This is a genomic window from Pseudomonas shahriarae, assembly GCF_014268455.2.
GTDB classification, from domain to species: Bacteria; Pseudomonadota; Gammaproteobacteria; order Pseudomonadales; family Pseudomonadaceae; genus Aquipseudomonas; species Aquipseudomonas shahriarae.
In genome coordinates, this window is sequence record NZ_CP077085.1 from 1,073,945 (window position 1) to 1,095,418 (window position 21,474).

The 21,474-nt window shown below is 59.0% G+C and carries 16 protein-coding genes and 2 tRNA genes; 13 read left to right on the forward strand and 5 right to left on the reverse strand.

Translation table 11 applies throughout. From position 1 onward, the window contains the following. Positions 1-16: 16 nt before the first annotated feature. The 13 genes from glmM (at position 17) to HU773_RS04705 (ending at position 12,341) form a co-directional block, all read left to right on the forward strand. Positions 17-1,354, forward strand: coding sequence for a phosphoglucosamine mutase (gene glmM / locus HU773_RS04645; RefSeq protein ID WP_057440170.1), 1,338 nt, complete (start codon positions 17-19; stop codon positions 1,352-1,354). 66 nt (positions 1,355-1,420) lie between these two features. Further along, a complete protein-coding gene (gene tpiA / locus HU773_RS04650; protein WP_057960657.1) occupies positions 1,421-2,176 on the forward strand; it encodes a triose-phosphate isomerase in 756 nt (251 codons plus the stop codon). Between the two features lie 4 nt (positions 2,177-2,180). Further along, complete coding sequence (gene secG, locus HU773_RS04655) at positions 2,181-2,564, forward strand: preprotein translocase subunit SecG (protein WP_029298979.1); 384 nt, start codon at positions 2,181-2,183, stop codon at positions 2,562-2,564. A 21-nt stretch (positions 2,565-2,585) separates the two neighbouring features. Then, positions 2,586-2,671, forward strand: a tRNA-Leu gene (locus HU773_RS04660). 96 nt (positions 2,672-2,767) lie between these two features. Further along, positions 2,768-2,844, forward strand: a tRNA-Met gene (locus HU773_RS04665). A 140-nt stretch (positions 2,845-2,984) separates the two neighbouring features. Continuing rightward, entirely contained in the window at positions 2,985-3,443 is a 459-nt protein-coding gene (gene rimP, locus HU773_RS04670; protein ID WP_032862957.1) for a ribosome maturation factor RimP, read from the forward strand. 59 nt (positions 3,444-3,502) lie between these two features. Then, positions 3,503-4,984 carry a transcription termination factor NusA gene (gene nusA, locus HU773_RS04675; protein WP_038445977.1) on the forward strand — a complete coding sequence of 494 codons (1,482 nt, stop codon included), beginning with the start codon at positions 3,503-3,505 and terminating at the stop codon, positions 4,982-4,984. 27 nt (positions 4,985-5,011) lie between these two features. Continuing rightward, entirely contained in the window at positions 5,012-7,537 is a 2,526-nt protein-coding gene (gene infB / locus HU773_RS04680) for a translation initiation factor IF-2 (RefSeq protein ID WP_057440169.1), read from the forward strand. A 159-nt stretch (positions 7,538-7,696) separates the two neighbouring features. Further along, positions 7,697-8,092, forward strand: a complete 396-nt coding sequence (gene rbfA / locus HU773_RS04685; RefSeq protein WP_029298974.1) for a 30S ribosome-binding factor RbfA — start codon at positions 7,697-7,699, stop codon at positions 8,090-8,092. Between the two features lie 3 nt (positions 8,093-8,095). Beyond that, positions 8,096-9,013 carry a tRNA pseudouridine(55) synthase TruB gene (gene truB, locus HU773_RS04690; protein WP_003176136.1) on the forward strand — a complete coding sequence of 306 codons (918 nt, stop codon included), beginning with the start codon at positions 8,096-8,098 and terminating at the stop codon, positions 9,011-9,013. Between the two features lie 115 nt (positions 9,014-9,128). Beyond that, on the forward strand, positions 9,129-9,398 hold the full coding sequence (rpsO, locus tag HU773_RS04695; protein WP_003176135.1) for a 30S ribosomal protein S15: 270 nt from the start codon (positions 9,129-9,131) through the stop codon (positions 9,396-9,398). A gap of 194 nt (positions 9,399-9,592) precedes the next feature. Then, complete coding sequence (pnp, locus tag HU773_RS04700; RefSeq protein ID WP_057960656.1) at positions 9,593-11,698, forward strand: polyribonucleotide nucleotidyltransferase; 2,106 nt, start codon at positions 9,593-9,595, stop codon at positions 11,696-11,698. Between the two features lie 295 nt (positions 11,699-11,993). Beyond that, positions 11,994-12,341, forward strand: a complete 348-nt coding sequence (locus tag HU773_RS04705) for a BON domain-containing protein (protein ID WP_057960655.1) — start codon at positions 11,994-11,996, stop codon at positions 12,339-12,341. Positions 12,342-12,572: 231 nt separating this feature from the next. On the opposite strand, the gene HU773_RS04710 is transcribed toward HU773_RS04705, so the two are convergent. The 5 genes from HU773_RS04710 to pgi form a co-directional block, all read right to left on the reverse strand. Continuing rightward, positions 12,573-15,506 (reverse strand): DUF748 domain-containing protein, encoded by a 2,934-nt coding sequence (locus HU773_RS04710; RefSeq protein ID WP_186625357.1) that lies wholly within the window; start codon positions 15,504-15,506, stop codon positions 12,573-12,575. A gap of 107 nt (positions 15,507-15,613) precedes the next feature. Continuing rightward, positions 15,614-16,630 (reverse strand): class I SAM-dependent rRNA methyltransferase, encoded by a 1,017-nt coding sequence (locus tag HU773_RS04715; RefSeq protein ID WP_057960653.1) that lies wholly within the window; start codon positions 16,628-16,630, stop codon positions 15,614-15,616. Between the two features lie 130 nt (positions 16,631-16,760). Next, positions 16,761-17,630: an oxygenase MpaB family protein gene (locus HU773_RS04720; protein WP_057440165.1), complete on the reverse strand. Its 870-nt coding sequence runs from the start codon at positions 17,628-17,630 to the stop codon at positions 16,761-16,763. 16 nt (positions 17,631-17,646) lie between these two features. Continuing rightward, positions 17,647-19,584: an acetate--CoA ligase gene (gene acs / locus HU773_RS04725; protein ID WP_186625359.1), complete on the reverse strand. Its 1,938-nt coding sequence runs from the start codon at positions 19,582-19,584 to the stop codon at positions 17,647-17,649. 122 nt (positions 19,585-19,706) lie between these two features. Next, positions 19,707-21,371, reverse strand: coding sequence for a glucose-6-phosphate isomerase (pgi, locus tag HU773_RS04730; protein ID WP_057440163.1), 1,665 nt, complete (start codon positions 21,369-21,371; stop codon positions 19,707-19,709). Between the last annotated feature and the right edge of the window lie 103 nt (positions 21,372-21,474).

Here is a 21,474-nt window from a genome sequence, read left to right on the forward strand (position 1 = left end):
GAATGATGGAGCACTTATGACAAAGAAATATTTTGGCACCGACGGTATTCGTGGTCGGGTCGGCGAATTCCCGATCACTCCGGACTTTATGCTCAAGCTGGGCTGGGCGGCCGGGATGGCCTTCCGCAGCATGGGGGCATGCCGCATCCTGGTGGGTAAGGACACGCGGATTTCTGGCTATATGTTCGAGTCTGCGCTGGAGGCGGGCCTGTCTGCCGCCGGGGCAGATGTGATGTTGCTGGGGCCGATGCCTACGCCGGCGATCGCTTACCTGACGCGTACCTTTCACGCTGAAGCCGGTATTGTGATCAGTGCCTCGCACAATCCCCATGATGACAATGGCATCAAATTCTTCTCGGGCCAGGGCACCAAGCTGCCGGACGCGATCGAGCACATGATTGAAGAGTTGCTGGATGCGCCGATGACCGTCGTCGAATCGAGCAAGCTGGGCAAGGTCTCACGGATTAACGATGCGTCTGGCCGTTATATCGAATTCTGCAAAAGCAGCGTGCCTACCAGCACTAATTTTGCCGGGCTCAAGGTGGTCATCGACTGTGCCCATGGTGCAACCTACAAGGTTGCTCCGAGTGTATTCAAGGAGTTGGGTGCCGAGGTTACAGTGCTGTCGGCCCAGCCCAACGGCCTGAACATCAACGATAACTGTGGTTCGACCCATATGGGTCAATTGCAGGCAGCGGTATTGGCCGAGCACGCGGACCTGGGTATTGCCTTCGATGGCGACGGTGACCGCGTGTTGATGGTCGATCATACCGGCGCCATCGTCGACGGTGACGACCTGCTGTTCATCATTGCCCGCGACCTGCATGAGCGTAACAAGCTGCAAGGTGGCGTGGTCGGTACCCTGATGAGTAATCTGGGGCTGGAGCTGGCCCTGGCAGACCTGGGGATCCCGTTCGTGCGGGCCAATGTGGGCGACCGCTACGTGATTGCCGAGCTGCTGGAGCGCAACTGGCTGGTAGGTGGCGAGAATTCGGGGCATGTCGTGTGCTTCCAGCACACCACGACCGGGGATGCGATCATTGCGGCGCTGCAGGTGCTGTTGGCCCTGCGTCGGCGTGACGAAAGCCTGGCCCTGGCGCGCCAGGCGCTGCGCAAGTGCCCGCAGGTGCTGCTCAATGTGCGCTTTTCGGGTGGCGAAAACCCTATCGAGCACCCGGCGATCAAGGAAGCCTGTGAGCGCGTTACCGTCGCTATGGCGGGGCGTGGTCGGGTCTTGTTGCGCAAGTCGGGGACCGAGCCTTTGGTGCGTGTGATGGTCGAAGGCGATGATGAAACACAGGTTCGCGGCTACGCCGAAGAGCTGGCAAAACTGGTAACTGAAGTTTGCGCCTGAATTCGGCTTGCCAGTGTTGATGTGGTTGGGTAACATCTGCGCCCACTTTGACCGACGAGGTACAGCATGCGTCGCACTATGGTAGCTGGTAACTGGAAGATGCACGGTACCCGCGCCAGTGTCGCTGAGCTGGTCAATGGCCTTCGTCACCTGGCCCTGCCGAGCGGTGTTGATATCGCGGTATTCCCGCCTTGCTTGCATATCAACCAAGTGGTTGATGGCTTGAAAGGCAAGTCGATCCAGGTCGGCGCGCAGAATTCTGCGGTGGAAGCCATGCAGGGTGCGTTGACCGGTGAGATTGCACCGAGTCAGCTGGTGGATGCGGGTTGTTCCTATGTGCTTGTTGGGCACTCCGAGCGCCGTCAGATGATGGGCGAACGTGATGGGATACTCAATCGCAAGTTCGCAGCAGCACAGGCTTGTGGCCTGATTCCGGTGTTGTGCATAGGGGAGACCCTTGAGCAGCGTGAATCGGGCAAGACTCTTGAAGTTGTCTCGCGTCAGCTGGGCAGCATCATCGAGGAGTTGGGTGTTGGTGCGTTTGCAAAGGCAGTGATTGCTTACGAGCCGGTCTGGGCCATTGGCACCGGGCTGACTGCTACACCGCAACAGGCGCAGGATGTGCACGCAGCCATTCGCGCGCAGTTGGCGGCAGAGAATTCTGAGGTCGCACAAGGTGTGCGGCTTCTATACGGCGGCAGCGTGAAGGCGGCCAATGCGGTCGAACTGTTCGGCATGCCGGATATCGATGGGGGGCTCATTGGTGGAGCTTCCCTGAATGCAGATGAGTTCGGTGCGATTTGTCGCGCCGCGGGAAACTGAGAAAATGCTGGAAACAGTCGTAGTCGTTTTTCATCTGTTGGGTGCACTGGGCGTTGTTGCCCTGGTATTGCTGCAACAGGGTAAAGGTGCGGACGCTGGTGCGTCTTTCGGGGCAGGTGCTTCAAATACTGTGTTCGGAAGCCAAGGTTCCTCTACCTTTCTTAGTAAGTTTACTGCTATACTTGCCGCCGGTTTCTTCATAACCAGCCTGGGGTTAGGTTACTTTGCTAAAGAGAAAGCTCATGTGCTGACTCAAGCAGGTTTGCCAGATCCAGCAGTGTTGGAAGTTCCAAAAGCAAAACCGGCTTCTGATGATGTCCCGGTGCTTCAAGAGCAAAAGTCGGCTACTCCAGCGACTGACGTGCCTCCAGCTCAAGAGCAGAAGTAAGAAGGTTGTAAACGCTGTATTGCCGAGGTGGTGGAATTGGTAGACACGCAACCTTGAGGTGGTTGTGCCCATAGGGTGTAGGGGTTCGAGTCCCCTTCTCGGTACCAATTATCAGGAGAGCCCGCTGTTGCGGGCTTTCTTGTAGGTGGAAGGTTACATTGACCCTGTAAGGGATCGGTCGTATACTTCCGCCCCAGCTTTGTCGCGGGGTGGAGCAGTCTGGTAGCTCGTCGGGCTCATAACCCGAAGGTCGTCGGTTCAAATCCGGCCCCCGCAACCAGTTTTAGCGGAGCCCCTTTTAAGGGGCTTTTTGTTAGCTGGACACTTTCAACGCCGCTGTTCGACGGCGTTTCAAGGATGGGCGTTTCGCCCATTTTTTTATTTTGCACAGCATGCACATACATGCACGAGGGGGTTCAGGTGTCGAGCAAGCTAGAAGAGTTGCAGGCCTTGCTGGCCCCGGTGGTCGTGGCCCTAGGCTATGAATGCTGGGGTATTGAGTTTTCGGCTCAAGGTCGCCACTCAATGTTGCGCGTTTATATCGATAAAGAGGGCGGTGTGCTGGTGGACGATTGTGCCATCGTCAGCCGTCAGATCAGCGGTGTCCTGGATGTTGAAGATCCGATCGCCGTTGAATACACCCTCGAAGTTTCCTCGCCAGGCATGGAACGCCCACTGTTCACTATTGAGCAGTTTGCTAAATATGTCGGTGAACAAGTGAAGATCAAGCTGCGATCCCCTTTCGAAGGGCGACGCAACTTTCAGGGCCTTCTGCGCGGTGTAGAAGAACAGGATGTAGTGGTGCAGGTAGAAGACCACGAGTTCCTGTTGCCGATCGATATGATCGACAAGGCCAACATTATTCCCAGTTTTGACTGAGACGTGCCAGAAACTGCGGATCCCGCGGATCCAATGGCTTGCGAAAGGCGAGGCGTACGATGAGCAAAGAAGTACTGCTGGTTGTTGAGTCGGTATCCAATGAAAAGGGCGTACCGGCTAACGTGATTTTTGAAGCGCTGGAGTTGGCCCTGGCCACTGCTACCAAAAAGCGTTTTGAAGACGAAGTTGATCTGCGTGTGGAAATCAATCGCCATACCGGAGCTTATGAGACTTTCCGTCGCTGGACAGTCGTTGAAGAAGCCGATCTTGATGATCCGGCCATCGAAACCTGGCCAAGCAAGGTTGCGCAAACGCATCCGGGCGCCCAGGTGGGTGACGTCGTCGAGGAAAAGATCGAGTCCATCGAGTTCGGCCGCATCGCTGCACAGACTGCCAAGCAAGTCATTGTGCAAAAGGTCCGTGAAGCCGAGCGCGCTCAAGTCGTTGACGCCTATCGCGAGCGCCTGGGGGAAATCATCTCCGGCACCGTGAAGAAAGTGACCCGCGACAACGTGATCGTCGATCTGGGTAACAATGCTGAAGCGTTGCTGGCCCGTGAAGACATCATTTCCCGCGAAACCTTCCGTGTCGGCGTGCGTTTGCGTGCGCTGCTCAAGGAAATCCGCACTGAGAACCGTGGCCCTCAACTGATCCTGTCGCGTACCGCGCCGGAAATGTTGATCGAGCTGTTCCGTATCGAAGTGCCGGAAATTGCCGAAGGCCTGATCGAAGTCATGGCTGCGTCCCGCGACCCGGGTTCGCGCGCCAAGATCGCGGTCCGCTCCAAGGACAAACGCATCGACCCGCAGGGTGCTTGCATTGGTATGCGCGGTTCGCGCGTCCAGGCAGTGTCGGGCGAATTGGGCGGTGAGCGTGTGGATATCGTGCTGTGGGACGATAACCCGGCGCAGTTCGTGATCAACGCCATGTCCCCGGCTGAAGTCGCGGCAATTATTGTTGACGAGGATGCCCATGCAATGGACATCGCCGTTGGCGCAGACAATCTGGCCCAGGCCATCGGTCGCGGTGGTCAGAACGTGCGTCTGGCCAGCCAGTTGACTGGCTGGACCCTGAACGTCATGACCGAATCGGACATCCAGGCTAAGCAGCAAGCAGAAACCGGCGACATCCTGCGCAACTTCATCGACGAGCTGGAAGTCGACGAAGATCTGGCACAGGTGCTGGTAGATGAAGGCTTTACCAGCCTGGAAGAGATTGCCTACGTACCGGTGGAGGAAATGCTCAACATCGACGGCTTTGACGAAGACACCGTCAACGAGCTTCGCGCTCGGGCCAAGGATCGCTTGTTGACTAAAGCCATCGCTACTGAGGAAAAGCTGGCAGACGCCCATCCGGCCGAAGACCTGCTCTCGCTTGAGGGTATGGACAAGGATTTGGCGATGGAACTGGCGGTGCGCGGCGTAATTACCCGCGAAGACCTGGCCGAGCAGTCTATTGACGACCTGCTCGACATCGACGGCATTGACGATGATCGTGCCGGCAAGTTGATCATGGCCGCCCGAGCCCATTGGTTCGAGTAATTAGGCGCGGCCTGAGGAGAGAAGTGCATGACGCAAGTCACGGTGAAACAACTGGCCGATGAGGTCAAAACACCGGTAGAGCGCCTGTTGCAGCAGATGCGTGAGGCAGGTCTGCCGCACACCGCCGCCGAGGAACATGTGAGCGACAGTGAGAAGCAATCGTTGCTGACTCACTTGAAAAGCAGCCACAAGGCGAAAGTGGAAGAACCGCGCAAGATTACATTGCAGCGCAAAACAACCAGCACCCTGCGGGTGGCTGGTAGCAAGAGCATCAGCGTTGAAGTGCGTAAGAAGAAAGTCTTCGTACAGCGCAGCCCGGAAGAAATCGAAGCCGAGCGCAAACGCGAGATGGACGAACGTCGCGCAGTAGAAAATGCTGCACGTCAGAAGGCTGAAGAAGAAGCCAAGCGTCGCGCCGAAGAAGAAGCGCGTCGCCAGCCTGCTGCTGCGCAACCTGCTGGTACTGACGCAGTCGCTGCGCCTAGCGCGCCTGTAGAAGCTGTGCGTGAGGCCGCTCCGGTTGCCGCTGCACCAGCGCCTGCTGCTGACGCTCGCAAGCGCGACGAACCTCGTCGTCCGGACAAACCACGTGCCGACGATAACAATCGTCGTAGCGGCGGTGGCGATGGCGAGCGTAAAAACGCTCCACATCGTGCTTCGGTCAAAGAGAAAGCGCCTGCTCCGCGCGTTGCCCCACGTACTACCGACGAAGAAAGCGATGGCTTCCGTCGTGGTGGTCGCGGCAAGGCCAAGCTGAAGAAACGCAACGCCCACGGTTTCCAGAGCCCAACCGGCCCTGTCGTGCGTGAAGTGAAGATCGGCGAGACCATCACTGTTGGCGATCTCGCTCAGCAGATGTCGGTCAAGGCTGCTGAAATCATCAAGTTCATGTTCAAGCTGGGTACTCCAGCCACCATCAACCAGGTACTGGACCAGGAAACTGCCCAACTGGTTGCTGAAGAGCTGGGCCACAAAGTGACCCTTGTCAGCGACACCGCCCTGGAAGATTCCCTGGCCGAGTCCCTGAAGTTTGAAGGTGAAGCGGTTTCCCGTGCTCCAGTCGTGACCGTCATGGGCCACGTTGACCACGGTAAGACTTCCCTGCTCGACTACATCCGTCGTGCCAAGGTTGCAGCGGGCGAAGCCGGCGGCATTACCCAGCACATCGGTGCCTACCACGTTGAAACCGACCGTGGCATGGTGACGTTCCTCGACACCCCTGGTCACGCCGCGTTTACCGCCATGCGTGCCCGTGGTGCCAAGGCGACCGACATCGTGATCCTGGTGGTTGCAGCGGACGACGGCGTGATGCCGCAAACCATCGAAGCCGTTCAGCATGCTAAAGCAGCTGGCGTGCCGCTGGTGGTTGCCGTGAACAAAATCGACAAGCCGGGCGCTGATCTCGATCGCATCCGTAGCGAACTGTCGGTTCATGGCGTGACTTCCGAAGAGTGGGGTGGCGACACTCCATTCGTACCGGTCTCGGCGAAGATGGGTACCGGCGTTGACGAACTGCTCGAAGCAGTCCTGTTGCAAGCCGAGGTCCTGGAACTGACCGCTACCCCATCGGCTCCTGGCCGTGGTGTTGTGGTTGAATCCCGCCTCGACAAGGGCCGTGGCCCGGTTGCGACCGTTCTGGTTCAAGACGGTACCCTGCGCCAAGGCGACATGGTGCTGGTCGGTTCGAACTACGGCCGTGTACGTGCCATGCTCGACGAGAACGGCAAGCCAATCAAGGAAGCCGGTCCAGCCATCCCTGTCGAGATTCTCGGCCTGGACGGTACCCCGGACGCTGGCGACGAGATGAGCGTAGTTGCTGACGAGAAGAAAGCCCGTGAAGTGGCTCTGTTCCGTCAAGGCAAGTTCCGCGAAGTCAAGCTGGCCCGTGCTCACGCCGGCAAGCTGGAAAACATCTTCGAGAACATGGGCCAGGAAGAGAAGAAGACGCTTAACATCGTCCTCAAATCTGACGTCCGTGGTTCCCTCGAAGCGTTGAACGGCGCCTTGAATGGCCTGGGTAACGACGAAGTGCAAGTGCGTGTTGTCGGTGGCGGTGTCGGTGGTATCACCGAATCCGACGCCAACCTGGCACTGGCTTCCAACGCTGTACTGTTCGGCTTCAACGTGCGTGCCGATGCTGGCGCACGGAAGATCGTCGAGCAGGAAGGCCTGGACATGCGTTACTACAACGTCATCTACGACATCATCGAAGACGTCAAGAAAGCCCTCACCGGCATGCTTGGCAGTGACGTTCGGGAAAATATCCTGGGTGTCGCCGAAGTCCGTGACGTGTTCCGTTCGCCGAAGTTTGGCGCGATCGCCGGTTGCATGGTTATCGAAGGTACTGTGCACCGTAACCGTCCAATCCGTGTACTGCGTGAAGACATCGTTATCTTCGAAGGCGAGCTGGAATCCCTGCGCCGCTTCAAGGATGACGCTTCCGAAGTACGTGCCGGCATGGAGTGCGGTATTGGCGTCAAGAGCTACAACGACGTCAAGCCTGGCGACAAGATCGAAGTCTACGAGAAGGTTCAGGTTGCTCGCAGCCTCTAACTCGCGCACTTCAGGAGCCACGCCGCGTGTGGGCATGCAAATGCCCCGCGCAGTGTCCGGACTCTAAACGCAACGCCCGGTCTGGCTTTTGTCAGGCCGGGCGTTTGCCGCTTTCAGACCCCACGGGTTTCACCGTGTGGCAGTAACAGGTAACAAGACATGGCAAAAGAATACAGCCGTACCCAACGTATCGGCGATCAGATGCAGCGCGAGCTGGCCCAACTGATCCGTCGCGAAGTCAAAGACCCGCGCGTTGGCCTGGTCACCATCACCGCTGTTGAAGTGAGCCGTGACGTCGGTCACGCCAAGATCTTCATCACCGTGATGGGTCAGGACAACAGCGAAGAAATCGCGCAAAGCATCAAGGTGCTCAACTCCGCTGCAGGTTTCCTGCGTATGCAGTTGGCCCGTGAGATGAAGCTGCGCAGCGTGCCCCAGTTGCACTTCCACTACGACGAAAGCGTCGTGCGTGGTGCGCACCTGTCGGCCCTGATCGAGCGCGCCGTGGCTGAAGACAATCAGCATCCGTCCACACCTGAAGACGCCAAGGAGTAAGCGGTGGCTCAGGTCAAACGTATCCGTCGTAACGTCAGCGGCATCATCCTGCTCGACAAGCCCATTGGTTTTACCTCCAATGCGGCGTTGCAGAAGGTCCGCTGGCTGCTCAATGCCGAAAAGGCCGGGCACACTGGTAGCCTCGACCCCCTGGCTACTGGCGTGTTGCCATTGTGCTTTGGCGAGGCCACCAAGTTCTCGCAATACCTGCTCGATTCGGACAAGGGTTACGAAACCCTTATGCAGCTGGGCAAGACCACCACCACGGCAGACGCCGAAGGTGATGTTCTGCAGGTTCGCGACGTGACCGTTGGTCGTGCAGATATCGAGGCTGCCTTACCCGCTTTTCGTGGGCAAATCAGTCAGATACCGCCGATGTACTCGGCTCTCAAGCGTGATGGCCAGCCTCTTTACAAGCTGGCACGTGCGGGCGAAGTAGTGGAGCGTGAACCGCGTTCTGTTACTATTGCGCGCTTGGAATTGCTCGCCTGTGAAGGCGACACCGCCCGCTTGGCCGTGGACTGCAGCAAAGGCACCTATATCCGTACCCTGGTGGAAGATATTGGTGAACAGCTCGGTTGCGGCGCGTACGTTGCAGAACTGCGACGCACCCAGGCTGGCCCTTTCACCCTGGCCCAGACGGTCACGTTGGAAGAGTTGGAAGCTGTACATGCCGAAGGCGGCAATGAAGCAGTTGATCGCTTCCTGATGCCATCGGACAGCGGTTTGCTGGATTGGCCATTGCTGCACTTCTCGGAACACAGCGCGTTCTACTGGCTCAACGGCCAGCCGGTCCGCGCACCGGATGCTCCGAAGTTCGGCATGGTGCGGGTACAAGATCATAACGGTCGCTTTATCGGTATCGGTGAAGTGAGCGAAGACGGGCGCATCGCGCCGCGTCGGCTGATTCGGTCAGAATGACCGAACGAGTGTGGCTGTTAACAGGCACGGTCAACACTCATTTTTAGATACAGGGATTTGTCCCTGGCCTGTTGAAACTGCCCTTTGGGTGGTTTCCTGAAAAAAGGATTGCCTCATGGCTCTCGACGTTCAAGAAAAAGCACAAATCGTAGCTGACTATCAGCAAGCTGTTGGTGACACTGGTTCGCCAGAAGTGCAAGTTGCACTGCTGACCCACAACATCAACAAGCTGCAGGGTCACTTCAAGGCCAACGGTAAAGATCACCACTCCCGTCGTGGTCTGATCCGCATGGTAAACCAGCGCCGTAAGTTGCTGGACTACCTGAAAGGCAAGGATCTGGGCCGTTACCAGGCTCTGATCGGTCGCCTGGGTCTGCGTCGCTAATCAGCGATTGCGCTAGAGGTTGGTTGTTTGCCGTGTGTCAGTGGGTTTCCCGCTGGCCCATGGCAGGCTCCCAGCCTCAAGTTTTATCTGGATACACGTTTTACCCTGGACAAGGGTTGGGCCGATTCCCGACATTGCCCAAGAATTTCGCAAGAAGACAAGTTCCCCAAGAGCCACAAAGAAGGTAGGACACCGTGAACCCGGTAATCAAAAAATTCCAGTTCGGTCAGTCGACCGTTACCCTCGAGACAGGCCGTATTGCCCGTCAAGCCTCCGGCGCAGTGCTGGTCACCGTTGACGACGACGTTACCGTATTGGTAACCGTTGTAGGCGCCAAGACCGCTGACCCAAGCAAAGGCTTCTTCCCTCTTTCCGTTCACTACCAGGAAAAGACTTACGCTGCCGGTAAGATCCCTGGTGGTTTCTTCAAGCGCGAAGGCCGTCCTTCCGAGAAAGAAACCCTGACTTCCCGACTGATCGACCGTCCGATCCGTCCGCTGTTCCCAGAAGGCTTCATGAACGAAGTGCAGGTTGTCTGCACCGTCGTTTCCACCAGCAAGAAGACCGATCCGGACATCGCTGCGATGATCGGCACCTCGGCTGCCCTGGCCATCTCCGGTATTCCTTTCGATGGCCCGATCGGCGCAGCTCGCGTTGCTTTCCACGAAAGCACCGGCTACCTGCTGAACCCAACTTACGAACAACAGAAAGCTTCGAGCCTGGACATGGTCGTTGCCGGTACTTCGGAAGCCGTGTTGATGGTTGAATCGGAAGCCAAAGAGCTGACCGAAGACCAGATGCTGGGCGCTGTACTGTTTGCTCACGACGAGTTCCAGGTTGTGATCAACGCTGTTAAAGAACTGGCTGCCGAAGCCGCCAAGCCGACCTGGACCTGGGCTCCTCAGCCAGAAGCCACTGAACTGCTGGGCGCTATCCGCTCCGAGTTCGGTGCTGCGATCTCCGACGCCTACACCATCACCATCAAGGCCGACCGTTACGCTCGCCTGGGTGAACTGAAGGATCAGGTTGTTGCCAAGCTGTCCGGTGAAGAAGGCCAGCCTTCTTCCAGCGAAGTCAAAGCAGCCTTCGGCGAAATCGAATACCGCACCGTTCGCGAAAATATCGTTAACGGCAAGCCACGTATTGACGGTCGCGACACCCGCACCGTACGTCCGCTGAATATTGAAGTCGGCGTTCTGCCGAAGACCCACGGTTCGGCCCTGTTCACCCGTGGTGAAACCCAGGCCCTGGTAGTCGCGACTCTGGGTACTGCCCGTGACGCACAACTGCTGGACACCCTGGAAGGCGAGAAAAAAGACCCGTTCATGCTTCACTACAACTTCCCTCCGTTCTCGGTAGGTGAGTGTGGTCGCATGGGGGGTGCTGGTCGCCGCGAAATCGGTCACGGCCGCCTGGCCCGTCGTTCGATTGCAGCCATGCTGCCTGCCGCCGACGTGTTCCCGTACACCATCCGTGTGGTGTCGGAAATCACCGAGTCCAACGGTTCCAGCTCCATGGCTTCCGTTTGCGGTGCTTCCCTGGCATTGATGGACGCTGGTGTGCCGATGAAGGCGCCAGTTGCCGGTATCGCCATGGGTCTGGTTAAAGAAGGCGAGAAGTTCGCCGTCCTGACCGACATCCTGGGTGACGAAGACCACCTCGGCGACATGGACTTCAAAGTAGCCGGTACCGCCAAAGGTGTTACCGCGCTGCAGATGGACATCAAAATCAAGGGCATCACCGAAGAAATCATGGAAATCGCTCTGGGCCAAGCCCTGGAAGCGCGCCTGAACATCCTCGGCCAGATGAACCAGATCATTGGTCAGTCCCGCACCGAGCTGTCGGAAAATGCTCCGACCATGATCGCGATGAAAATCGACACCGACAAAATCCGTGATGTCATCGGTAAAGGCGGCGCGACCATCCGTGCGATCTGTGAAGAAACCAAGGCTTCGATCGACATCGAAGACGACGGTTCGATCAAGATCTTCGGCGAAACCAAGGAAGCGGCTGAAGCTGCACGCCAGCGCGTCCTGGGCATCACCGCTGAAGCCGAGATCGGCAAGATCTACGTCGGTAAGGTTGAGCGCATCGTCGACTTCGGCGCGTTCGTCAACATCCTGCCGGGCAAGGACGGTCTGGTTCACATCTCCATGCTGAGCGATGCTCGCGTAGAGAAAGTGACCGACATCCTGAAAGAAGGCCAGGAAGTGGAAGTGCTGGTACTGGACGTGGACAACCGCGGCCGTATCAAGCTGTCCATCAAGGACGTAGCAGCAGCCAAGGCTTCGGGCGTTTAATTACTCCCAGGCTTTACGCTGAAAAAGAGGACTCTTCGGAGTCCTTTTTTTGGGCTGCAGGAAAGTGAAGGTAAATCAGCCGTTTAGCCCAGGACAAAAGCCGCAACTTGCATGCAGGCACGATGGGCTTCATGCAAGTTGCACGATTCTGAATTTCGACAAAAAACATAAGCTATTGAATTTAAAGGTTTTTATTCTTATGCGAAAGTTGGCACAGCGCCTGCAACAGTACTGGTAACCCTGCAGCATTAACGTTGAAACGCTGCAGACCTTCGAAAAAACAGGAGTTACTCGTATGAAGAAGTTCGCTATCGCTGCTGCAACTGCCACCGCGCTGACCCTGACCATGGCTAACGTTGCGTTCGCCCAAACTTCCCAGGCTCCAATGGTTGTAGCCGCCGGTGAAGTGGACAAGGCCAAAGAAGCGACCACCGATACCTGGATCACCACTAAAGTCAAAGCTGACCTGGTTACCGAGAAAGGCATTCCTGGCACCGACATCAAAGTCGAAACCAACAAAGGTGTGGTCTCCCTGTCCTCCACTGTTGCTGTGACTGATGCACAAAAGGAAATGGCAGTAGCCATCGCCAAGAAAATCAAAGGCGTTAAAGCTGTATCGGCCGACGGCCTGAAAGCAGAGTAACGCGCAACGACTCGACTGGACTTAGGCAAGGCGGCCACGAGCGAGGCAGATATCCGCTCAATGCACCTTACAGGTTCATGCGACCGACCACAGGGATGTGGTCACTACGGGCCCCGACACTTGTGTCGGGGCCCGTTTTATTGTGGCGGGGAATACATGTCTGCGGATTATGCAGATCAAGTGTGGGAGCAGGCAGCCAGCTCCCACACTTTGGACTTATGGTGCCGGTAGTTACTCGGCATCCAGGTGCATTGGCGTAATTACCCGGCCATCTTTCTCGGCCTGGCCGAGGCTGGCATCAATGAAGTACACCCGATCGTCTTCCAACTGGCCCTTGTCGACCAGATAGTCCTTGATTGCACTCGCGCGGTCCTGGCCCAGTTTGCGTAGCAGCACATCACTGCCGCTCCAGAACTTGATCACGCCGTCGCGCAGCTTCGCCGAGCGCTCATCGCTGCCCAGGTCTTTCCACTCAGCCGGTGGCTGTTGCTTCAAGCGGGTGCGATAGATGCCTTCGAGCAGTGGCGCCTTTTCCTTTTCCGGTACTACAAGCAATGACGCCTGGGCCGGGACTTTATCGCCACGGCGCTGGAGTATCTTGTAGTAGTTGTACTGATACTCACGCTCAAGCCGCTCGGCGGCCAGGAACGGACCATCGCTGCTGGCTGCCGCAGTGCCTTCGATTTCCAGGCGCAGGGCAGGGCGCTCCTTGAGGGCTTTGGCGAGGCTGTTGAGGGCCGACTCGGCGTCTTTGCTCAGGGCGCTGGAGCCTGCGGCGAACGACACGTTGCCCAGGTCTTGCGAGCCTCCACCGGTCACCAGCCCGCCAATGAACTTGAACGGCGCCGTTGCCGCGCGCACTACCAGGTTGCGCAGGGTCTGCCAGACGATCGGCATCACACTGAACTGCGGGTTGTTCAAGTCGCCGGTCACCGGCAACTCGATGGAGATCTTGCCGTCGGTGTCCTTGAGCAGGGCAATTGCCAGGCGAATCGGCAGGTCCACCGCGTCCGCGCTGTCGACTTTCTCGCCCAGTTGCAGTTGCTCCACCACCACCTTGTTCTCGGCCTTCAACTGGCCCTTGGTGATCACGTAGTGCAGGTCCAGGTTGAGTCGGCCCTTGCGGATACGGAACCCGGCAAACTTGCCCGAGTACGGTGTCAGGGTGGTCAGCTCGACGCGTTTGAAGCTGGTGGCGATATCCAGCGCGGCCATCGGGTCAAACGGGTTGACACTGCCCTTGATCGTCACGGGTGCATAGCGGTCAACCTTACCCTTGATGTCCACGCTGGCCGGTTTGGCCTGGCGGCTGTCGATGGTGCCGATCTGGCCATTGAGTTGCTGGATCGCCGTGGCAAAGTTCGGCGTCAGGCTGAAGTCGGCAAAGTTGGCCGAGCCGTCATTGATCGCGATCTGCCCGATACGGATGCCCAGGGGTTTTTCATTGCTCGCGCTGGATTTGGCCGTCGATTTGGCGCCACTGTCGGCAGGCTGTGGGATCAGCAGGTCATCGACGTTGGTGGTGCGATCATCGTTGATCATAAAGCGCGCATAGGGTTGCAGCAGGTTGATCTTGTCGATCGACAGGCTGTTGCCGTGCTGGTAGTTCAAGCCTTCCACCACCAGTCGCTGCCACTTGAGGAAGTCGCGGGTCTTGAGCGTGTCCAGGGTGTGCAGCTGATCCACTTGGGCGCGGCCGGTGATCTGCAGCGCGAGGGGCTCGGTGCTCTTGAGGTTCACATCGAGGTTACTGCCGAGCATGCCGCTGCGCAGTTCCAGGCGGATAAAGGGGCTGATATAGGACTGGGCAACCCGCAGGTCGATATCCTTGGTGTCGACTTTCAACTTGGCGCTGACCGGGTTCAGGTTGACCTGGCCGCTCGCCTGGATCTTGCCCTGCTTGCCCAGGCCACTGTCGATCTTGAGGGTGAAGGGGCTTTGATTGAGGCTGTCGAAGTCTTGTACACCGACATTCAGCGGGCCCAGCTCCAGGGCCACCGCAGGTTTTACCTGGCGATCAGCCAAGTGCACCTGATAGTTACGCAGTTGCACATCCTTGAGCAGCACTTGCCAAGGCTTGCTCGGCGCTGTCGACTCGGGTTTTGGCGAATCGGCCGCGGCGGGAGCGCTTGCTGGTTCAGGCTTGGTGGCTGGCTTGCTCGGCTGGCTGGCGAACAGTTTCTGCCAGTCCAGTTGGCCATCGGCTTCACGGGCGGCCCAGGTTTCGAGCTTGTTACTGCGGATTTTGCCCACGATCACTTGCTGCTTGGCCAGGTCGATCGAGGTTTCGCTGACATCCAGGCGCTCCAGGCGGGCCAGTGGCCGGCCATCCGGGGCCTTGATCGCGAACGGCGCGATGCTCGCCGAGACGTTGGTCAGGTTCAGTTCGGTTTCTTTGGCCAGGTTCAGCTTGTAGTCGGTACTGAAATTAAGGGTGCCGTCTTCCAAGACCAGGGGCACGGCGTCCCGCACATAGGGCCACCAGACTTTCATCTTGCCATCTGTGACCTTCAACTTACCCTCAGAGGCGATTGGCACCAGGCTGAAATTGCCGGTCCAGTCGATCTGCCCGCCCTCGGGGCCTGCGGCGACCAGGGTCATGTCGGCATTGTCTTCGGGCAGGGTGCTGAGGTTTTTCAGCTCGAAGTCGAGTTTGTCGTAGAGGAACTCGATAGGCTCGCTGGGGCGCACGTCTTCGAAGTGCACGTAACCGCTCGCCAGCTTGATGCGTTCGATGCGCAGCGGGAACGGTTTGCTTTCGGGGTCATCGGGTGTCGGTTCGCTCGGCGGCAACTTGAACAGTTGTGCCAGGTTGAGGGTACCGGTCTTGTCGAAGAGGATTTCGGTCTTCGGCTTGTCCAACTGCACATCGGCCAGGTGCAGGGCGCGGGTCCAGAGGCTGTCGATCTGCAGGTTGGCGTAGAGGCGTTCAAAGCCCACCTGTTCCTTGCCCGGCTCACCGATTTTCAGGCCCCAGAGGGTCAGTTCCAGGCTGAACGGGTTGAGCTCGATACGCTCGATACGGGCCGGCACGGTAGCGTAATTGGCCAACTGTTGGTTGGCCACGCGAAGCGCAATACCGGGCAGAATCAAAAAGCCCAGCAAGCTGTAGAGTGCAAGGGCGGTCAGCAAGGCGCCTGTGGCGCGAATCAATCCTTTGGGCATGGGTGACGCCATCTATGTCGATCAGGAGTGCCTTGGAGTATGGCACGGGTTTACGGTTCCGAAGAACCGCGCCTTTATTACGCCAGACAGGTTCTTTCAGGGCAATCCTACAACTGCAGGATCAGGGTCTTCAGCGGCGGCTGCTGGTCTTGTGAGGGAAAGTCAGCGCCGGGTGTCATCACTGTCCAGTCGCGTACGGGGCGGCCGGCCTTTTCAGCACAGCGCAAGACCTGCTCGCGCCAGTCATCCATGCTGACCTTTGCCAGGTTGTTGCAGCAGATCAGTACACCGTTTTGCGCGGTGGCCAGCAATGCCGGCTTGAGCAGGCTCTGGTAGTCACGCATCAGGTCCACGGTACCAAAGGCGCTCTTGGCCCAGGCGGGTGGGTCGAGCAGCACCAGGTCATATTGACGTTGCTCCAGGCGCGGGTAGCTCGGCAGTTTTTGCCCGCGACGCTGGGTGATCGGCAGCCCGGCCAGTTGGCGGATTGCCGGGAAGTAATCGGACTGTACAAACGTCATGGCTGGCAGTTGCGGGTTCAACTCGCCGTTTTCGCGACCGACTGCCAGGTTGCCCTCGGCGAAGTCCAGGTTGCACACCTCGCGGGCCCCGCCGGCCGCTGCACTGAGGCCGACGCCGCAGGTGTAGGCAAACAGGTTCAGCACGCTTTTGCCGGCACTGTGCGCCTTGACCCAGCCGCGGGTATTGCGCAGGTCCAGGAACAGCAGCGGGTCCTGCCCCGGGTGGCGACCGCGCACGCGATAGTTCAGGCCCCATTCGTGGCCAACCAGGTCTTCCAGGGCCGCAGGTTCGGCGCGGTACACCGTGTCTTCGCGGTCGATACGCGAGTTGCCTCGGGAGCGGTCGTTATAGACCAGCAGCAACTCCAGGCCCAGGTACTGGTTGATCGTCAGGTGCAATTGCAGGAGCGCATCGCTGTCCAGGGACTGGTGAAAGCTCTGCACCATCAATTGCGGGCCGTAACGGTCGATGGTCAGGCCCCCCGCGCCTTCCTGGCTGCCATGAAACAGCCGATAGCAATCGGTGCCTTGGGCATGCAGCTCGGCGAGCAGGTCTTGGCGGTGATCGAGGGCGGCGCGCAGCGCCTGATTCAGGGACGACATGGAGCGCGCCTTGCTGGGGAATTTAAGCGCGCAAGTTTAACAGCTCCTGTGGGCGTCGGCTTGCCGGCGATGGCGCGGGTGCAGGTCGATCAGTATCGCGGGCAGGCCAGGTGCCACAGGGTGTGTGTCGTTACAGCAGGCCCATCCGCCTGTGGGCCCGTTGCACCGAACCATTGCGCATCGCCCAGCGCAGCAGCGGCGCGCTGCGCCTGACCCCGGCGCGGATCAGTTGGCGTTGCAGCGGGCTTTGCTGTTGACCCAGCATGTCACCCGCCCAGTCCGGTAGCAGGTCGATCCCGGCCTGCATCATCAGCGCCCCGAACGGCTTGGCCAGGGCGCTGGGAGCCGGGGCATCGAGCAACAGGCGCAGTACTTCGCGGCTGCGTTCGTCACACAGCAGTTGTGGGCGAATACGTTGCAGGTAATCAGCAATTTCCTGCCTTGAACGCGGCACGTGGCGAGCCCCCAGTTGTTCGGCGACCAGGGCAATCTCGCTGTAATACCGATCCTGGTCTCTGGGCGATAGATCCGGGTTTTTGTAGCGCAAATGCGCCGCCAGAAAGCTGCTGACTTCGGCGACGTGAACCCAGGTCAGCAATTCAGGATCACTGGCCGCGTAGGGGCGCCCGTCAGGTGCGTGCCCGACCACTTGCAGGTGGATGGTGCGCACCTTTTCGATCAGCCATAACGCGTCGCGGCGCGAGCCAAACGTAGTACCGGAAATAAACTGCGAAGTGCGGCGCAAACGCCCAAGCATGTCCTGGCGAAAATTCGAATGGTCCCACACACCGGCCAGCGCCAGGGGATGAAGCGCCTGCAACATCAAGGCGCTGATACCCCCGATCAGCATGCTGCTGAAGTCACCATGGACCTTCCAGCTCACCGAGTCCGGGCCGAACAGCCCTGGGTCGCCCTTGGGGCTTTCCAGGTCCAGATTGCCCAGGGACAGCCCCGTCAGGCTCATCAGTTGGGATTCGATACGGTTGCGCAGAAATTCCATGGTGGCTTGGGGGTTCCTATCGGTTCAGGCGCTTGTCGATCAGGCCGTCGACCACGCTCGGATCGGCCAGGGTCGAGGTATCGCCCAGGCTGTCCAGTTCGTTGCAGGCGATCTTGCGCAGGATACGCCGCATGATCTTGCCTGAACGGGTTTTCGGCAAGGCCGGCGCCCATTGGATCAGCTCCGGCTTGGCAAAGCCGCCGATTTCCTTGCTGACCAGGTCCAGCAGGTGTTTTTTCAGCGCATCGCTGGGCTCGACGCCATTCATCGGTGTGACAAACGCATAGATGCCCTGGCCCTTGAGGTCATGGGGGTAGCCGACGACGGCAGCCTCGGCCACTTTGTCATGCAGCACCAGCGCGCTTTCCACCTCGGCGGTGCCGATGCGATGGCCGGAGACGTTGATCACGTCATCAATGCGCCCGGTGATCCAGTAGTCGCCATCCTCGTCGCGCCGCGCACCGTCGCCGGTAAAGTAGTAGCCGGGGTAGGGCTTGAAGTAGGTGTCGATCATCCGCTGCGGGTCGCCATACACGCTGCGGATCTGCCCCGGCCAGCTTGCTTTGATCGCCAGGACGCCGCTGCCGGCGCCGCTGATTTCCTTGCCCTGCTCGTCGAGCAATACCGGCTGCACCCCAAACATCGGCTGGGTCGCGCAGCCGGGCTTGATGCGCTGGGCGCTGACCAGCGGGCTGAGCATGATGCCGCCGGTCTCGGTCTGCCACCAGGTATCGACAATCGGGCAGCGCTGCTCGCCGACGGCGTTGAAATACCACTCCCAGGCTTCCGGGTTGATCGGTTCGCCGACACTGCCGAGCAATCTCAGGCTGGCCCTGGACGTACTTTCCAGCGGGCCATGACCCTCGCGCATCAAGGCCCGCAGGGCGGTGGGCGCGGTGTAGAAAATATTCACCTGATGTTTATCGATCACCTGCCAGAAGCGCGAGCTGTCCGGGTAGCTCGGCACACCCTCGAACATCAGGGAGGTGGCGCCATTGGCCAGCGGCCCGTACACGATATAGCTATGGCCCGTGACCCAGCCGACATCGGCGGTGCACCAGAACACTTCGCCCTCGCGATAATCGAGCACGTATTTGAAGGTCATCGCCGCTTGCAGCAGATAGCCGCCGGTGGTGTGCAGCACGCCCTTGGGCTTGCCGGTACTGCCGGAGGTATAGAGGATAAACAGCGGGTCTTCGGCAGCCATCGGCTCGGGCGGGCATGCGTCGCTGACCGCGTCCACCGCCTGTTGGTACTTGAGGTCGCGCCCTTCAGTCCAGGCTACGGCCGCACCGGTTCGTTCCACCACCAGCACCGTCGTGACATTCGGACAGCTGGCCAGGGCCTTGTCGACATTCTTTTTCAGCGCCACCGGTTTACCGCCGCGTACGCCTTCGTCGGCGGTGATCACGGTGCGGCAGTCGGCATCCAGGATACGGTCGCGCAGGGCATCCGGTGAGAACCCGCCAAACACCACGGAATGCACCGCACCAATCCGCGTGCAGGCCAGCATCGCGTAGGCGGCTTCCGGAATCATCGGCATGTAGATACACACCCGGTCGCCTTTTTTCACGCCACGGCTTTTCAGCACATTGGCCAGGCGGCTGACGTTTTGGTGAAGTTGGCGGTAGGTGATTTTGGAAGATTTTGCAGGATCATCGCCTTCCCAGATAAAGGCCGGCTGATCGGCGCGTTGCGCCAGGTGACGGTCAATGCAGTTGTAGCTGACGTTCAACTGGCCACCGGCAAACCACTGCGCGGCGCCGGTGTTGATATCGCAGTGCTGGACGGTCTGCCAGGGCGTGATCCAGTCGAGCAGCGCCTTGGCCTGTTCGGCCCAGAACGTATCGGGGTGTTCGATGGATTGCCGATAGAGGCGCTGGTAGCCCTCTTGACTGAGTTGCGCGCCCCGGCGCACTGCATCGGCATGGGGAAACTGGCTGATATCGAACATTAGGGATCCCTCTTCTTGTTATAGAGACAAGAGTTCAAGGCTGGTCCCTGGGGGAGCTGGCAAGCCAGCTCCCCCAGGGGGCGCTTGTGCAGGTTCAATCCCTGATTGTAGTGCCGATCACATCAACCGCGGTGACGACCACGGAAGTAGTTGATCAAGCCTTGGGTCGAGGCATCGTCGGCCAAGGTTTCCTCGGCGCCCGTCAGGCGGTTGTAGACGCCCTTGCCCAGTTCCTTGCCCAGCTCCACGCCCCATTGGTCAAAGGCGTTGATGCCCCAGATGACGCTTTGTACGAATACTTTGTGTTCATACATCGCCACCAGCGCGCCCAGACGGCGCGGGCTGATCCGCTCCACCACCAGGGTGTTGCTCGGGCGGTTGCCCGGGATCACCTTGTGCGGCGCCAGCTTTTGTATTTCGTCTTCGGCCATGCCTTTGTCACGCAACTCTGCTTCGGCTTCGCTGCGGGTTTTGCCGAGCATCAGCGCCTGGCTCTGGGACAGGCAGTTGGCATACAGCCACTGATGGTGGTCGGAGACCGGGTTGAAGCTGACGATCGGCACAATGAAGTCGGCCGGGATCAACTGGGTGCCCTGGTGCAGCAACTGGTGGTACGCGTGCTGACCGTTGCAGCCCACGCCGCCCCAGATAACCGGGCCAGTATCGGTGGAAACCGGCGTGCCGTCCTGGCGTACGCTCTTGCCGTTGGATTCCATGTCCAACTGTTGCAAGTGCTTGGTGATGTTACGCAGGTAGTGGTCGTACGGCAGGATCGCGTGGCTCTGGGCGCCCCAGAAGTTGCCGTACCACACACCCAGCAGGCCCAGCAGCACCGGCATGTTTGCCTCGAACGGCGCGGTCTGGAAGTGCTGGTCCATGGTGTAGGCACCCGACAGCAGTTCCTTGAAGTTGGACATGCCAATGGCCAGGGCGATTGGCAAGCCGATGGCCGACCACAACGAGTAACGGCCGCCGACCCAATCCCACATCGGGAAGATGTTCTCTTCACGGATACCGAAGGCCACGGCCGCCGCGTTGTTGCTCGACACGGCGATAAAGTGGCGATACAGCTCGGCTTCCGAGCCACCCTGGGCCAGGTACCAGGCGCGGGCGGCCTGGGCGTTTTTCAGGGTTTCCAGGGTGTTGAAGGACTTCGACGAGACGATAAACAGCGTGGTCTCGGCGCGCAGCTTCTGGGTTAGCTCGTGGAATTCACTGCCATCGATATTCGCCAGGTAGTGGCAGCGCACGCCTTTATGGGCGTAGGACAACAGTGCCTCGGAGACCAGCTCTGGGCCGAGGAACGAACCGCCGATGCCGATGTTGACCACGTCGGTGATCGGCTTCTCGGTGTAGCCACGCCACAGGCCGTCATGGATGCGGCCCACCAGGTCGGTGATCTGGTTCAGCACCTTGTGCACGTCGGGCATGATATTGGTGCCGTTGACCGACAACTTGTCGCCCACCGGGCGGCGCAGTGCGGTGTGCAGCGCCGGACGACCTTCCGAAGAGTTGACCGGCTCGCCATCGAACAGCGCCTTGATTGCGCTTTTGAGATCGACTTCGTTGGCCAGGCCCACCAGCAGGTCGCGGGTTTCAGGGGTAATCAGGTTTTTCGAGTAATCGAGGAAAAGTCCGCAGCTGCTCAACGTGAACTGGGTAAAGCGCTGGGGATCGGCATTAAACGCTTCGCGCATGCTGAAATCCTGCATGGCTTGGCGATGTTGATTGAGCGCTTGCCAGGCGGGCAGAGCGGTAACGTCATGAGGGGTGCGGTAATACGCCATCGCTGCGGGTTTCCTTTTTATTACTGGGACTGCTTTTAGGACACTTCTAAACCCGGAACATCCAGTTTTGTATCAAGGTTTGGGTTCCAGACAGCGCTAACTA

Excerpts from the sequence above, each read along its gene's own strand:
- HU773_RS04705 (WP_057960655.1), top strand. The coding sequence starts at position 11,994 with ATGAAGAAGTTCGCTATCGCTGCTGCAACTGCCACCGCGCTGACCCTG.
- pgi (WP_057440163.1), bottom strand. The coding sequence starts at position 21,371 with ATGGCGTATTACCGCACCCCTCATGACGTTACCGCTCTGCCCGCCTGG.
- HU773_RS04710 (WP_186625357.1), bottom strand. The coding sequence starts at position 15,506 with ATGCCCAAAGGATTGATTCGCGCCACAGGCGCCTTGCTGACCGCCCTT.
- HU773_RS04720 (WP_057440165.1), bottom strand. The coding sequence starts at position 17,630 with ATGGAATTTCTGCGCAACCGTATCGAATCCCAACTGATGAGCCTGACG.
- tpiA (WP_057960657.1), top strand. The coding sequence starts at position 1,421 with ATGCGTCGCACTATGGTAGCTGGTAACTGGAAGATGCACGGTACCCGC.
- rpsO (WP_003176135.1), top strand. The coding sequence starts at position 9,129 with ATGGCTCTCGACGTTCAAGAAAAAGCACAAATCGTAGCTGACTATCAG.
- nusA (WP_038445977.1), top strand. The coding sequence starts at position 3,503 with ATGAGCAAAGAAGTACTGCTGGTTGTTGAGTCGGTATCCAATGAAAAG.
- rbfA (WP_029298974.1), top strand. The coding sequence starts at position 7,697 with ATGGCAAAAGAATACAGCCGTACCCAACGTATCGGCGATCAGATGCAG.
- glmM (WP_057440170.1), top strand. The coding sequence starts at position 17 with ATGACAAAGAAATATTTTGGCACCGACGGTATTCGTGGTCGGGTCGGC.
- HU773_RS04715 (WP_057960653.1), bottom strand. The coding sequence starts at position 16,630 with ATGTCGTCCCTGAATCAGGCGCTGCGCGCCGCCCTCGATCACCGCCAA.
- acs (WP_186625359.1), bottom strand. The coding sequence starts at position 19,584 with ATGTTCGATATCAGCCAGTTTCCCCATGCCGATGCAGTGCGCCGGGGC.
- infB (WP_057440169.1), top strand. The coding sequence starts at position 5,012 with ATGACGCAAGTCACGGTGAAACAACTGGCCGATGAGGTCAAAACACCG.
- secG (WP_029298979.1), top strand. The coding sequence starts at position 2,181 with ATGCTGGAAACAGTCGTAGTCGTTTTTCATCTGTTGGGTGCACTGGGC.